The organism is Novosphingobium album (ex Hu et al. 2023), from assembly GCF_022832385.1.
Lineage (GTDB): Bacteria > Pseudomonadota > Alphaproteobacteria > Sphingomonadales > Sphingomonadaceae > Novosphingobium > Novosphingobium album.
In genome coordinates, this window is record NZ_JALHLE010000037.1 from 1 (window position 1) to 12,467 (window position 12,467).

The following is a 12,467-nucleotide window of genomic DNA, read 5'->3' on the forward strand; positions in this document are numbered from 1 at the left end:
CAGTCGACACCTGATCGTAATGCGCCCCGGCCTGCACCGGTGTCTCGGGCCTTGGCTTGATGTCCACGCCAGTGGCCGTGCCCGTTCCTACGCCTTTCCCGATGCCACCGCCAATACCGCCGCCCATGCCACCGCCGAAGCCTGCGCCATAGCCGACCGGAGGCGGGCCTTCGGTGCGCACCACCGGGGCACCTTCCACCGGCTCGATGAACTCGGGCGGCACCAGCGGTGGAAGCGGCACGGCGGGTGCCTTGAGCGGTTCGGGCGAAGCGATCGCGCCGCCCGCGCCACCGCCGCCAGCTCCTTCGGCCTGTTCCAGCATCGGCGGCGGCGCCACGGCGCCCATGTCCAGTTCGATGGTCAGTTCGGGGCGTTCGAGAAACTGGTCACGGGCTATGGTAGCCGCTGCGATCACTGCCAGCGCAAGCCCGGCGTGGAGCACGCTCGCCCCCACCATGCCCGCGCCCCATTCCCTGCGATGCCAGTCCGGAACTGCAGAGCTGGCCCAGCCTGCTGGTGCGCCCAATGCCGCATTCGTCATGCCTGCCTCCACACGGTCAGTTCGCGACCTTTTCCAGGCTGACCAGCGCCACGCGCCGGAATCCTGCCGTGCGCAGGATATCGAGCAGGTTCATGAGATCGCCATAGGCCACCGACTGGTCTCCCCGCACGAAAATGCGGGTGTCGGTCTTGCCGCCAGTGGCGTCATAGAGAACCTTGCCGAACGTGGCGGACGTGGTGGCGGTATCGCCCACGCTCACCACCAGATCGCGGGAAAGGGTGACATAGACCGGCTTTTCCGGCCGGTTCTGCGGCGGCGCGGCAGCCGTCGGCAGGTCCACCTTGATGTCCACCGTGGAAAGCGGCGCTGCCACCATGAAGATGATCAGCAGCACCAGCATGACGTCGATGAATGGCGTCACGTTGATTTCATGCATTTCGCCGAAATCTTCGGAATCGCCGCTGCCCAGACTCATCGCCATGTCGCTTGCTCCTTCAGTCCTGGAAAGCGGGCACGCGGTCTGCGTTACCGCCAGTGACAAGCCCTGCCTCGCCCGAGCCGTTCGGGGCACCCTCGTGGTGTTCGCGGGCCAGCAGTTCCAGCTCGCGCGAGGTCAGCCGGATGACCATGGCGCTGGCATCGCCCACCATCGCCTTGTAGCGGCCCACGTCGCGGGTCAGGTGGTTGTAGATGATCACAGCCGGAATGGCGGCCACGAGGCCGCAGGCCGTGGCGAGCAGAGCCTCGGCGATGCCCGGCGCTACGACCGCGAGGTTGGTGGTATGCGTCCTGGCGATGCCAACGAAGCTGTTCATGATGCCCCACACGGTGCCGAACAGGCCTACAAACGGCGCCGTCGAGCCAATGGTCGCAACCGTACCGACGCCGAAGCCGACCTGACGCGAATTGGCAGCTACGATACGTTCCAGCCCCACCGCGACGCGAGCCCCGGCCTGATCGAGAATGTCCGCCTTCACGGACGCTGCCAGTTCCTCTCGCGCATCGGCAACCAGATCCCTGACGGACTGCGACGGCAAGTCCTCCCTGATGCTTTCAAGCCGGGGCGCTGCCCTTAGCATGGCAATCGAATCCTTCAGTCGCTGCACTTCCCGACGCATCGCAAAGCCTTTTGCGAACAGGATCGTCCAGGTCACCAGCGACGCGAACACAAGCGCCGCCATCACAATCTGGACGATGGGATCCGCTCCCAGAAACATGCCCCAGGGCGAAAGCCCGGTCTCGCCAAGTTCTTCGCTCATCGACGCCTCCTGTCTGCCCAGCCAGCCCGGCGAGCTTTCCTGAAAGGCATCGTATAGGGATGTTGCAGAATTAAATTTGATGGTTATCAGAATAATAAATGTCAGAAAAAGTTCATTTAACTGAAACAATACATTTTTCAGAAACATGCCATCAAACAATAAAATACTTCAATGCAACGCCTTTTACACCCGGCATGCCAAAGGGCACTTCCCATTCCCGAACCACGCAGGGAAGTGTTGTCAGGAGAACCCAGGGCACACAATTGCCCACCGGCCGAATCGGCAGGACATCGCCTTGCAGGCGAAGAAGGGCGCCCCCTCTTCGCCTGCAATGCCCGCACCGTGTCGCTCAATAGGTCATCAGATCAAGCAGCGTGGTTACGCCGCCGGACTTCAAGGGAGCCGTTGCTGGTGACCAGCTGCGGTCACTGCCCAGATAGCTGTGGGGATCAAGCTCCTGCAATCCGATCAGGGTTTCTGCGACAATCCGGCCACCGACCGGCCCCAGCCCCTCGCCCTTGACGAAAGTGCCGGGCGATTTCTCCTGACCGATCTCGCCCGCCTCGATCAGAATGTAGAGCCAGAGCGGAGTCCCGGCGTCGAGGGCGCCCGCATGACCCGCGCTCGCGGCCAGCGCCTTCGCCTTGGCACTGACGGCAGCGATTTCGGCAACCGTCCGCTCGCAGGTTTCCGCGACACTTTCGCCGGAAGGCAGCAGGAACGCCTGCCCGCGCAGGAGGTTGCGCACCGCCAGCGACTTGACCCCGCCAGCTCCCACGAACGGCAGGTCCAGCAGGTCCTTTGCCAGCTTCGCATCGAGCTGGTCGGCGTGATCCACTGTCGGATCGCTGAGGTCGAGCACCTGCTTCCAGTTCACCACGGCATCGGGATCGGTCAGCGGGCTGAACCCGAGGCCCAGTGTCGGCCCGAAAACCTCGAGTGCCGGTTTGCCCGGTTGAATCTGGATCCGCTGCGGGATCATCGAGTGCCCGAAACGGTAGGCTGCGACGGAGAATTCGACCGGGATGAACGGCCCGCCGCCATAAGCTGCATTGAACGTGCAGTGTTCGGGCCGGTAGATTTTCCGTCCGTGGCCGAGAATGTCTGCCAGCAATGGCGCCCCCACGACAGCCTTGAGGAAGTCATTCACGACGATCCACTGGTAATGCCAGCGAACCGCACGGTAGGCCGTCTCGAACAGTTCGCCGCCGGACACACCCGCCGCGTCGAAGTGATCGACAACCTTGTTGTGGAATCGGATCATGCCCAGCTGCAACTGCGAGACGATGCGATTTTCATCGTTGCGCGGATCCCCGATAATCGCGCGCCCGTGCGGCGAACGCATCAGGTCTTCGGCCTGCTCGGGTGTCGCGGAAGGCATGTCAGCCCCGGTCAGCAGCTTCACCCCGTTGTATTTGGGTTGCTGGTGATAATAGAGGAACGGACTGCCTTCAGGACCATCCCCATAGATGCAATCCAGATCGAGCGTCGGCGTGCGAACGTTGGTGGTGTCTTCCGCCCGGTCCAGCCGGGCAAAGCTGCTCGTCACGTCCAGCGTGATGTCATGGTCGATGAACTGGCCGAAGAAGATATGGGCAACCGGCACCGCCTGGGTCTTCAGCGCTGCTCCGGAATGTTGCATCGGGCCGTTCTTGGCGCCGATCGCTTCCAGAGCCTGCGGATCGATATAAAGCGGCGGCGCGGACGGCAGAATGCGGCCGAAACGGTCGCTGCGCATCGTCCCGTGACTGCACAATTTCGAGAGGCCGGCAAACGGCTTAAGTCCATGATGATTATTGGGCATTTTCGAAGTCCTTCCATCGCTCCAACCCCAGTATTCTGAGTTTTGGAATCAACCGGAAATCGACCCGTCGAAGCAGGTAATGCCGTTAGAGGACCACAGCAACACAAATTAAATGAAATCAATTGTCATATATTTAGAGATAAATAGAAATACTATGTATAATTTTAGCTATAGTGCACATACTATATTTAAAGTTTTACATTTAGTCCGCAGGAAATTCTCACCCGCTATCAACCTGCCGCCAGTCTCCCGGTGCGATGCCGTCGAGCGTCCAGTCGCCGATGCGCCAGCGCACCAGCCGCAGCGTGGGGCACCCCACGGCGGCGGTCATGCGGCGCACCTGCCGGTTGCGGCCTTCGCGGATGGTGAGTTCGATCCAGCAATCAGGCACTGACTTGCGGAAACGCACCGGCGGATTGCGCGGCCACAGTTCCGGATCGGCGATGCGGCGCACATCGGCCGGGCGGGTCATGCCGTCCTTGAGCATCACGCCCTTGCGCAACGCAGCCAGCGCGGCTTCGTCCGGCTGGCCCTCCACCTGCACCAGATAGGTCTTGGGCAGTTTGAATTTCGGATCGGCAATCCGCGCCTGAAGGCGGCCGTCATCGGTCAGCAGCAGCAGCCCCTCGCTGTCCCGGTCGAGGCGGCCGGCCGGATAGACGCCCGGAACATCAATGAAATCCGAAAGCGTCGCGCGCGGGCTGGGAGACTTCGCGTCGGTGAACTGCGAAAGCACCTCGTAAGGCTTGTTGAAGAGGATCAGGCGCGCCACCGGTTCAGCCCCTGTCGCCGAGCCGGGCCATGACCAGCGCCGAGGCCAGCAGCACCATACCCACCACATCGAGCGCGGTCAGGGTCTCGCCGAAGGCCAGCCAGCCCATGGTCGCCGCGACCGCAGGCTGGGTCAGCAGGGCAAGGCCGATCACCAGAGGCGGGAAGTGGCGCAGCGAATAGATCAGCAGCCCCTGCCCCACCAGCTGGCTCGAGAAGGCTAGCGCGACCAGCGGCGTCCAGTCGTGCGGCATGATCGCCTCGCCCCTCAGCACCGCGATCAGGAGCAGGACCGGAATACCGGCGCAGACCGACCAGACCAGCACCGAGAACTGCCCGAGCTTCGAACGCACCGAATTCAGCATCAGGATGTAGAACGCATAGAACAGCCCGGCGAGCGCGCTAAGCAGGTCCCCGGACAGGTTCGAACTGCTGATTTCCAGCGAACCGCCCATCAGCAGCGCTGCGCCGCCCAGCGCCGCGGCAATTGCGGTCAGTTCCAGCACCCGTGGCGCGCGGCGCGCGGTCACCAGCCCCCAGACCATGACGATCAGGCTGCCGCCGTTGGCGAACAGCGAAGCATTGCCGAGCTTGGTCAACTCGATGCCGATGTGCCATGCGGCAAGGTCCAGCCCGAAGAACACGCCCGCGCCCAGCACCATGGCAAGCGCCCCGCCCCGGACCAGCCGCTGCGCCGCGGGCTCGCGCTGCGCGAGGATCATCAGCACCGGCAAGGCCAGCAGCAGGCGCCAGAATCCGGCGGCTACCGGCCCGGTATCCGACAGCCGCACCAGCCACCCGCCCAGCGAGAGCGCGAAGTTGGCCAGCAGCAGCCCGCCGAGATGGCGAGCAGTCCAGGCATGGCCTGCCATGTTTGGGCTAGTCGGGACCGGAGCGGCTCTGGGCGGGAAAACGGGGGCGTCTGCCATCACCGGGACCTAGCCGCCAGTCCCGGATTGTGCACCCGCAAAATTTCATGGGCCGGAACAATGACTGCTTTCGTGCACTAGGGTCAGGACCCATTATTCACGCCATCGAGGTTTGAGGCAAAATGGCTCAGCGCAAGGAGAGAAGGCAAAGGAAGATGTCAATATTTCAAGAAGTCTCGACGCGGGGGGGGGCCATTTTGGTCAAATACCTGCGGGAACCCCGCATGGCTTCCATCTCGAACAAAATCGCCCTGGGAAAGGCAACCAGCCTTCCCGGCGGACAATTTGGCCCGACATGTTCGCCATTCGGGCGCCTCGATGGCGTGAATAATGGGTCCTGACCCTAGGCAACACAAGGAGGGCCCCATGCTTGCCAGCCTGCGTTCGAACTGGCTTTCGATCCGTGCCAGCTACTGGTTCTATCACGCCCTGTTTGCCTTGGCCGCACTGGCGCTGGCCACGCTGCTGATCCACGTCGACCGCATCGGCGCATCGGAATGGCTGAGCCGGTCTCACTGGATCGTGCCTGCCCGGCCCGAAGGGGCCAGCAACATGCTGACAGTGCTGTCGAGCGCGATGATCGGCGTGGCGGCGACCGTGTTCTCGATCACCATTGCCGCCGTTGCCTATGCCAGCGGCAACTATGGACCGCGGCTGCTGACCAACTTCATGGAAGACAAAGGCAACCAGCTCAGCCTCGCGATGTTCATCGGCACTTTTGTCTATGCCATTACCGTACTGCGCGCGGTGCGGACCGGGGATGCAACGCCAGTGGACAACGGTTTCGTGCCGCAGCTTGCATTGCTCGTGGCCTACGTTCTGATGATCGCCTCGGTGGGTGTGCTGGTCTATTTCCTCCACCACATTCCGGCGAGCATCCGCATCAACACCGTGCTCGAGAATATCGGCATGCGCCTGCTGCGGGAGATCGAGCGTCGCTTTCCCGAGATGGACGAAACCGATCCGCCGGTGCGCACGGTCGCGCGCGGCGGCTGGGTTCGTTCGGACCGCACCGGCTACGTGCGGCTGATCGAACTGGGCGTGCTGGCCGATGCCGCGCACAGGCACGGGGTAACAGTGGGCCTCGCCGTGCGCCCCGGTGACTTCGTCTATCCCGGCACCCCGATTGCGCGGACGGACGCCGATCCCGTGCCTGACAAGGTCGCGCAGGCCATTCGCGAGACCTTTGCGATCGGCTCCACCCGCACGCCGGAAATGGACCTCGAGTTCTCGATCGACGAGCTGGTCGAGATCGCGCTGCGGGCGCTATCTCCCGGCATCAACGACCCCTTCACCGCCATCACCGCCACCCACTGGCTGGGCGCGGCGACGGCGGAACTGGGGCGGCGCGACCTTGCTGCGGAAAGCTGGAACACGCACGGGCCGGACTGCCCGGTCGCGCCGCCGCAGAGCGACTTTGCACATTTCCTCGAAAGGGGCTTCACCGCCGCGCGCGGGGCGCTGGCCAGCAACCGGCTTTCCGCGCTGGTGGCACTGGAAACGCTCGCCAAGGCTGCCGGGCAAGTGCGCGGCAGCCACCGCCGCGCGCTGATCGAGCGCGAAGTGCAACTGCTGGCACAGCAGGCCGAAGAGCACCTGACCGGCCCGGACATCGCCGACGTGCGCCAGCGCCACGAGGCGATCCGGGCCGGGTGGTCCTGAGGCTCAGGTTGCCGCCGGTACCTCCCCGCGCGTCTTCCACAGCGACCAGCCGACGCCGCCCGCGATCAGGCCGATCGTCACGCCCAGGCTGATCAGCGGCGGGAACTTGGCTCCGCCCAACAGGAAGTCCGCGATCAGAATCTTGCCGCCGATGAACACCAGCACCAGCGCCAGCGCATACTTCAGGTAGTGGAAGCGATGCACCATCGCCGCCAGCGCGAAATAGAGCGCGCGCAGGCCCAGGATCGCCATGATGTTCGAGGTGTAGACGATGAAGGTGTCGGTCGTGATAGAGAAAATCGCGGGCACCGAGTCCACCGCGAACACGAGGTCCGCCAGGTTGATCACCACCAGCGCCAGGAACAGCGGCGTCACCGCGCGGACCATCCGGCCCGAGGCATCCCGCTCCTTCACGAAGAAATGCGCACCGTGATGCGCCCTCGTCACGCGCATGTGTCGCGAAATCCAGCGGATCGCCGGGTTGTTGCCGATGTCGGGATCATGATCGCCGGTCAGCAGCATCTTCACGCCGGTGGCGATCAGGAACGCGGCGAACAGGTACATCACCCAGTAGGCCTGCGAGATCAGCGCCGCACCGCCCGCGATCATGAGGCCGCGTAGCACGATCACCGCGAGAATGCCCCAGAGCAGCGCGCGATACTGGTATTTGGGCGCGATCGCGAAGAAGCCGAAGATCATCGAGATCACGAAGACGTTGTCGATCGAGAGCGCCTTCTCGATGAAATAGCCGGTGAAGTATTCCATGCCCGAGGCACTGCCCTTGGCCCACCACACCCAGCCCCCGAACAGCATGGCGACGGCAATGTAGAAGACCGAGAGCTTCAGCGATTCGCGGATGCCCATCTCGCGGTCCTCCTTGTGAAGGACGCCGAGGTCGAACGCGGTCAGAAGCAGCACGATGGCGGCAAAGGCCAGCCAGAACCAGGCCGGGGTGCCCAGCCAGCTTGCAAACATAAATTCCATTTTGAAGTACTCGAAACGAGAAAACGGGTCGCGCCGGCGCGCTGGAAGGGGGGCTACGCGCCGGCGCGCAGGTTACAGACTCATCGCGCTGGCTGCCGGGGGGTACAGCAACCGCGCCAGCCTGCCCCTGAGGTGCAATTTGCGCTGTCTCAGTCTCGCAATTTCCAACGGGTCCGGAATCCGCCTTTTCCTGGCCTTGGCCAGCAAGGCGTCCAGCTTCTGGTGAAGCTCAAGCAGCCGGAACATACGATCGGTCATTTCAATTTCCCTGTCGAACTGGGTTGGTCCGATCGGGAGAGGAGATGCCTGCCCGCGAAAACTCACGGGCCTGAATGGATCCTTTGGTAAAATGGCCGGATCCTGCATCGGTACTCACCCGATGCGGTCCGACATCACGTGCTGCAGTTTTGATCCGAACCCTTTCGGAACTAACAACACGCCAGAGGGGCCCGGCCCGCATCTCATTTTTAAGACCGAATCGCTCTTGTTTCAAGTCAAATTGAAACGGCCTCTGGAATTGATTGAAGTGATATCGCTTTTCCGGAGGGACTGCGATGTCCGACGCGCAGCACATGGCGTGATCGCGGCTGACTTGCGATGTGCGCCAATGTCCTCACAACCCGAGCGGCCGCAATTCCCGGATCAGGTCGATCAGAAGCCGCAACGCGGCGGGCACCTGGCGGCGACCGGGGTAATAGACGTGGAAACCCTCGCCCATCGATGACCACTCGGGCAGGACAGGCACCAGCGCACCGTTCGCGAGATCGCCGCGCAATACCGGCTCTGCGCTGTAAATAATTCCCACGCCCGCGCGGCCAAAGCCGAGTGCGGCATGGCTCTCGTTCACTGTCAAAGGGCCGGGCGTGGCGACCTCGACGGCTTCGACGCCGCGCTCAAATTCCCATTTGTAGAGTTGATCATTGCCCAGCCTGATGCCGATGCAGCGATGGTGTTTGAGGTCGCGAGGATGGGATGGTGCGCCGAACCGTTCCAGATAGGCAGGAGACGCCGCTGCCATCCAGCGAATTGCAGGAGAAAGCCGCCGCGCCACCATGTCTTCCGGTACCGTGCCGCCATAACGGATTCCGGCATCGAACCCGCCCGCGATAACGTCGATCATGCGGTTGCTGACGCTGATATCGATGCTGACATCGGGATAGCGATCGACAAACAGCGGCATCACAGGATCCAGCAGCAGCGCTACGGCATCCTCCAACACGTTGATCCGCACCCGGCCCGCAGGGGCATCACGAAAGCGGTTGAGGTTTTCCGATGCCTCCGCAATCCGTTCCAGAGGGCCGCCGATCATGGCACGCAAGTCCTCTCCAGCCGCGGTAAGTGTCACGCTCCGGGTAGTTCTGTTCAACAATCGCACGCCGCGTCGGGCTTCCAGCGCCGCCATGGCATGACTCAGGGCTGATGGCGTGACGCCCATTTCCAGCGCTGCCTGGCGGAAACTGCGATGCCGGGCAATGGCCATGAAATAGGCGAAGTCGGCAAGGTCTGCGCGGCTGATCTGCATGCCGCTGCATAACACACTGTTGAGTCAGACTCATCAGTTCATTGCCTGCAAACTGCCTAATCGCGCGCCCTTCATGTCTCTAGATTGAATTCCACAAGGCACCCGAAGCGGATGCCCCGCCGGGAGCAGCCCCATGGCCATCGCTACCTTACTCATCCCACTGGCCGCGGCAGCCTCTCTGCCTGCGGGAGTTGTCCCTGCCGAAGACGGAGCAACAAACATGAACATCACGCGCAAGGCCGACCTCGTGACCGTCGAGGGACCGGAAGATTATTTCACCGGCAAGGCCACGATCACCGGCCAGTTCAAGCGGGATGAGCCATCCCGCCTGACCGGGGCAATCGTGCACTTCGAACCCGGCGCACGCACGGCCTGGCACACGCACCCGATGGGGCAGACCCTGATAGTCACCGAAGGCGTGGGCTGGACGCAGATCGATGGCGGCGGGAAGTACGAGTTTTTTGCAGGCGACCAGCTCTGGTGCCCTGCCGACAAGAAGCACTGGCACGGCGCGACGCCCCATGCGGGCATGACCCATATCGCCCTGCAGGAGACGCTCGACGGCAGGAACGTCACCTGGATGGAGAAGGTGACGGACGAGGAATATCTCGCGCCTGTCATGAAAGACTGAGCGCGTGGCGCACATTCTTGGCTACGGCGAGGGATCGGTGTCCATCGGCATCGAGGAGGTGCCGCCCGGCGACTGGATGGCAAGGGTCTACGAGCCGGACATCGCTGGCAAGTGGAGCGGCCTCACCAAGCAGCCCGGATACGGCTCTGGCCCACGAGATCCCGAAGAATACTGAAAGAGAAGATCAATGCTGAACGAAACGTATACTCTGAACAACGGGATCACGATCCCCAGGCTTGGCCTTGGAACCTGGTTCATCGAGGACGACGACGCAGCGCAGGCCGTGCGCGACGCAGCTGCCATCGGCTACCGCCATTTCGACACGGCACAGGCTTACGGCAATGAGCGCGGCGTCGGCGGAGGCATTCGCACCTGCGGCATTCCGCGGCACGAGCTGTTCGTCACCACCAAGCTTGCGGCGGAAATCAAGACCCTCGATGAAGCACGTCAGGCGATCGGCGGTTCTCTGCAAACGCTGGGACTGGACGCCATCGACATGATGATCATCCATAGTCCGCAGCCCTGGGCCGAGTTTCGTAAGGGAGAGCACTTCCTCGAAGGCAACCTGCAGGCATGGCGGGCCCTCGAAGAGGCGCTTCAGGCAGGCAAGATCCGTGCGATCGGCCTCTCCAATTTCGAACAGGTGGACCTCGACAATATCCTTGAAAACGGCTCGGTGCGGCCGGCGGTCAACCAGATCCTCGCCCATGTCAGCAACACGCCCCTGGGGCTGATTGACTATATTCAGAGCAACGGCATCCTCGTCGAAGCCTATTCGCCGTTTGGACACGGGGAAATCCTGCGCAGCGAGGTGCTCGTTTCGATGGCGGCCGCGTATGGCGTGAGTACAGCCCAGCTTGCGATCCGCTATTGCCTGCAGCTTGGCATGCTGCCGCTGCCCAAGACCGCCAATCCCGCGCACATGCGCAGCAATGCCGAAGTAGACTTCGATATTGGCGGGACCGACATGGAGACGCTCAAGAAGGTCGCGCCCATCGGCAATTATGGCGAAGCGAGTGTCTTTCCGGTCTACGGCGACAACGCGCGGAGCGCTTAGTTGAAGCGGTAGCTTTCCGCGCCGCCTGGCGCGTTTACACCTTGGCGAGGCGTGCGCGGTACAATGGCCGCATGACACGCTTCGCCCGACTCACGCTCGCCTCTGCAGCGCTGCTGTGCACCGCCTTTCCGGCTGCTCATTCCTCCGCCCAGACCGCGCCCTATACCGTGGTCGAGACCGGACGCAGCTACAATCGCCTTCAGGACGCCGTGGATGCGATCGGCAACGGGCGCGGCACGATCCGCTTCGCCGCGCTGCGCTTTGCCGACTGTGCCGTCCAGACGGGCGGCGAGGTGACGTATGAAGCGGCAGTGCCCGGCCAGTCGGTACTGGAGGGTGTCGTCTGCGAAGGAAAGGCCGCGCTGGTCCTGCGCGGGCGCAGTGCCACCGTGGAAGGTCTCGTATTCGCCAACATGCGCGTGCCCGACAAGAACGGAGCCGGTATCCGGCTGGAGCACGGCGACCTCACCGTCTCGCAATCGTGGTTCCGCGACAGCGAACAGGGCATCCTCACGGGTGCAGATACGGGCAGCACGATCACTATCGACAAGTCCACGTTCACCCGCCTCGGCACCTGCGAGGGATCGGGCTGCGCGCATTCGATCTACATTGGCGACTACGGCGCCCTGGCCGTTACCCGCAGCCGCTTCGAAGCGGGTGCCGGCGGCCACTACGTCAAGAGCCGCGCGGCGCGCGCCGCCATCCTCAACTGCAGCTTCGACGATTCGCAGGGACGCGGCACCAACTACATGATCGACCTGCCCGAGGGCTCAACCGGCCGCATCGCGGGCAACTGGTTCGTGCAGGGGCGTGACAAGGAGAACTACTCCGCCTTCATCGCCGTCGCGGCGGAACACCGTAGCCACACCTCGAACGGACTGGCCGTGGAAGACAACAATGCCCGCTTCGCCCCCGGGATCGACCGCCACAGCGCTTTCGTCGCCGACTGGTCAGGCGATGCCATGAACATCAGCGCCAATGTTCTGGGACCGGGTCTGGTCCGTTACGAGCGGCGTTGAGGGCGCGGAACTTGCCCTTGCCAGCCGGAGTGCCCGAGCTTGCTCCGCATGACCCGGCGGCTTTCCTCACTGGCACACCTGCGTTTCTGGACGCTGCTGGTGCTCGCCGTGATCGGGCTGCAATCCGCCGCACCGATCCGCGCGCCGCTCGATCGCCCGCCCGGCTCCGCGTTCAGCGCCTCGACCATCGACGTCGCGGTTTCCGCTGCGCGCCGGGACAGCAGCGAGGCGGTGCCTGCACAAGCCACGCCGTCCCTGCCCCGCGTGCTGGCACCGCTTCGGCCAGAACCGCGGCAGCGTTTCACACGCGCGACGCCGCGGCTGCAC

At 63.3% G+C, this 12,467-nt stretch carries 14 protein-coding genes and 1 pseudogene; 6 read left to right on the top strand and 9 right to left on the bottom strand.

The features are described 5' to 3' along the window. The 6 genes and pseudogenes from MTR64_RS21415 to MTR64_RS18610 form a co-directional block, all read right to left on the bottom strand. Positions 1-541, bottom strand: a pseudogene (locus MTR64_RS21415) (hypothetical protein); the annotation flags it as partial. A 16-nt stretch (positions 542-557) separates the two neighbouring features. Continuing rightward, positions 558-983: a TonB system transport protein ExbD gene (gene exbD, locus MTR64_RS18590; RefSeq protein ID WP_243996006.1), complete on the bottom strand. Its 426-nt coding sequence runs from the start codon at positions 981-983 to the stop codon at positions 558-560. Between the two features lie 13 nt (positions 984-996). Further along, entirely contained in the window at positions 997-1,761 is a 765-nt protein-coding gene (exbB, locus tag MTR64_RS18595; RefSeq protein ID WP_243996007.1) for a tonB-system energizer ExbB, read from the bottom strand. A gap of 349 nt (positions 1,762-2,110) precedes the next feature. Continuing rightward, positions 2,111-3,499, bottom strand: coding sequence for a peroxidase family protein (locus MTR64_RS18600; protein ID WP_243996008.1), 1,389 nt, complete (start codon positions 3,497-3,499; stop codon positions 2,111-2,113). A 286-nt stretch (positions 3,500-3,785) separates the two neighbouring features. Beyond that, positions 3,786-4,337: a pseudouridine synthase gene (locus MTR64_RS18605; protein ID WP_243996009.1), complete on the bottom strand. Its 552-nt coding sequence runs from the start codon at positions 4,335-4,337 to the stop codon at positions 3,786-3,788. 4 nt (positions 4,338-4,341) lie between these two features. Next, a complete protein-coding gene (locus MTR64_RS18610) occupies positions 4,342-5,208 on the bottom strand; it encodes a DMT family transporter (RefSeq protein WP_243996010.1) in 867 nt (288 codons plus the stop codon). Between the two features lie 423 nt (positions 5,209-5,631). Here MTR64_RS18610 and MTR64_RS18615 point away from each other — a divergent pair, with 423 nt between their 5' ends. Next, the gene (locus MTR64_RS18615) at positions 5,632-6,927 is read left to right on the top strand and encodes a DUF2254 domain-containing protein (protein ID WP_243996011.1); all 1,296 of its coding nucleotides are present in this window, start codon (positions 5,632-5,634) and stop codon (positions 6,925-6,927) included. 3 nt (positions 6,928-6,930) lie between these two features. On the opposite strand, the gene MTR64_RS18620 is transcribed toward MTR64_RS18615, so the two are convergent. From MTR64_RS18620 to MTR64_RS18630, 3 genes are all read right to left on the bottom strand, one after another. Beyond that, complete coding sequence (locus MTR64_RS18620) at positions 6,931-7,911, bottom strand: TerC family protein (RefSeq protein ID WP_243996012.1); 981 nt, start codon at positions 7,909-7,911, stop codon at positions 6,931-6,933. 72 nt (positions 7,912-7,983) lie between these two features. Then, the gene (locus MTR64_RS18625; protein ID WP_243996013.1) at positions 7,984-8,169 is read right to left on the bottom strand and encodes a DUF465 domain-containing protein; all 186 of its coding nucleotides are present in this window, start codon (positions 8,167-8,169) and stop codon (positions 7,984-7,986) included. A 355-nt stretch (positions 8,170-8,524) separates the two neighbouring features. Next, the gene (locus MTR64_RS18630; RefSeq protein WP_243996014.1) at positions 8,525-9,433 is read right to left on the bottom strand and encodes a LysR family transcriptional regulator; all 909 of its coding nucleotides are present in this window, start codon (positions 9,431-9,433) and stop codon (positions 8,525-8,527) included. Between the two features lie 220 nt (positions 9,434-9,653). On the opposite strand from MTR64_RS18630, the gene MTR64_RS18635 reads away from it, so the two are divergent. The 5 genes from MTR64_RS18635 to MTR64_RS18655 all read left to right on the top strand — a co-directional run. Beyond that, positions 9,654-10,064 (top strand): cupin domain-containing protein, encoded by a 411-nt coding sequence (locus MTR64_RS18635; protein WP_243996015.1) that lies wholly within the window; start codon positions 9,654-9,656, stop codon positions 10,062-10,064. Positions 10,065-10,068: 4 nt separating this feature from the next. Beyond that, positions 10,069-10,239: a hypothetical protein gene (locus MTR64_RS18640; RefSeq protein WP_243996016.1), complete on the top strand. Its 171-nt coding sequence runs from the start codon at positions 10,069-10,071 to the stop codon at positions 10,237-10,239. A gap of 12 nt (positions 10,240-10,251) precedes the next feature. Beyond that, the gene (locus MTR64_RS18645) at positions 10,252-11,121 is read left to right on the top strand and encodes an aldo/keto reductase (RefSeq protein ID WP_243996017.1); all 870 of its coding nucleotides are present in this window, start codon (positions 10,252-10,254) and stop codon (positions 11,119-11,121) included. 71 nt (positions 11,122-11,192) lie between these two features. Further along, positions 11,193-12,140, top strand: coding sequence for a right-handed parallel beta-helix repeat-containing protein (locus MTR64_RS18650; protein ID WP_243996018.1), 948 nt, complete (start codon positions 11,193-11,195; stop codon positions 12,138-12,140). Between the two features lie 39 nt (positions 12,141-12,179). Further along, positions 12,180-12,467, top strand: a 288-nt coding sequence (locus MTR64_RS18655) for a hypothetical protein (RefSeq protein ID WP_419144966.1), incomplete at its 3' end; no start/stop codon positions are given.

Excerpts from the sequence above, each read along its gene's own strand:
- exbD (WP_243996006.1), bottom strand. The coding sequence starts at position 983 with ATGGCGATGAGTCTGGGCAGCGGCGATTCCGAAGATTTCGGCGAAATG.
- exbB (WP_243996007.1), bottom strand. The coding sequence starts at position 1,761 with ATGAGCGAAGAACTTGGCGAGACCGGGCTTTCGCCCTGGGGCATGTTT.
- MTR64_RS18600 (WP_243996008.1), bottom strand. The coding sequence starts at position 3,499 with ATGCGCAGCGACCGTTTCGGCCGCATTCTGCCGTCCGCGCCGCCGCTT.
- MTR64_RS18610 (WP_243996010.1), bottom strand. The coding sequence starts at position 5,208 with ATGGCAGGCCATGCCTGGACTGCTCGCCATCTCGGCGGGCTGCTGCTG.
- MTR64_RS18615 (WP_243996011.1), top strand. The coding sequence starts at position 5,632 with ATGCTTGCCAGCCTGCGTTCGAACTGGCTTTCGATCCGTGCCAGCTAC.
- MTR64_RS18620 (WP_243996012.1), bottom strand. The coding sequence starts at position 7,911 with ATGGAATTTATGTTTGCAAGCTGGCTGGGCACCCCGGCCTGGTTCTGG.
- MTR64_RS18625 (WP_243996013.1), bottom strand. The coding sequence starts at position 8,169 with ATGACCGATCGTATGTTCCGGCTGCTTGAGCTTCACCAGAAGCTGGAC.
- MTR64_RS18630 (WP_243996014.1), bottom strand. The coding sequence starts at position 9,433 with ATGCAGATCAGCCGCGCAGACCTTGCCGACTTCGCCTATTTCATGGCC.
- MTR64_RS18635 (WP_243996015.1), top strand. The coding sequence starts at position 9,654 with ATGAACATCACGCGCAAGGCCGACCTCGTGACCGTCGAGGGACCGGAA.
- MTR64_RS18645 (WP_243996017.1), top strand. The coding sequence starts at position 10,252 with ATGCTGAACGAAACGTATACTCTGAACAACGGGATCACGATCCCCAGG.
- MTR64_RS18650 (WP_243996018.1), top strand. The coding sequence starts at position 11,193 with ATGACACGCTTCGCCCGACTCACGCTCGCCTCTGCAGCGCTGCTGTGC.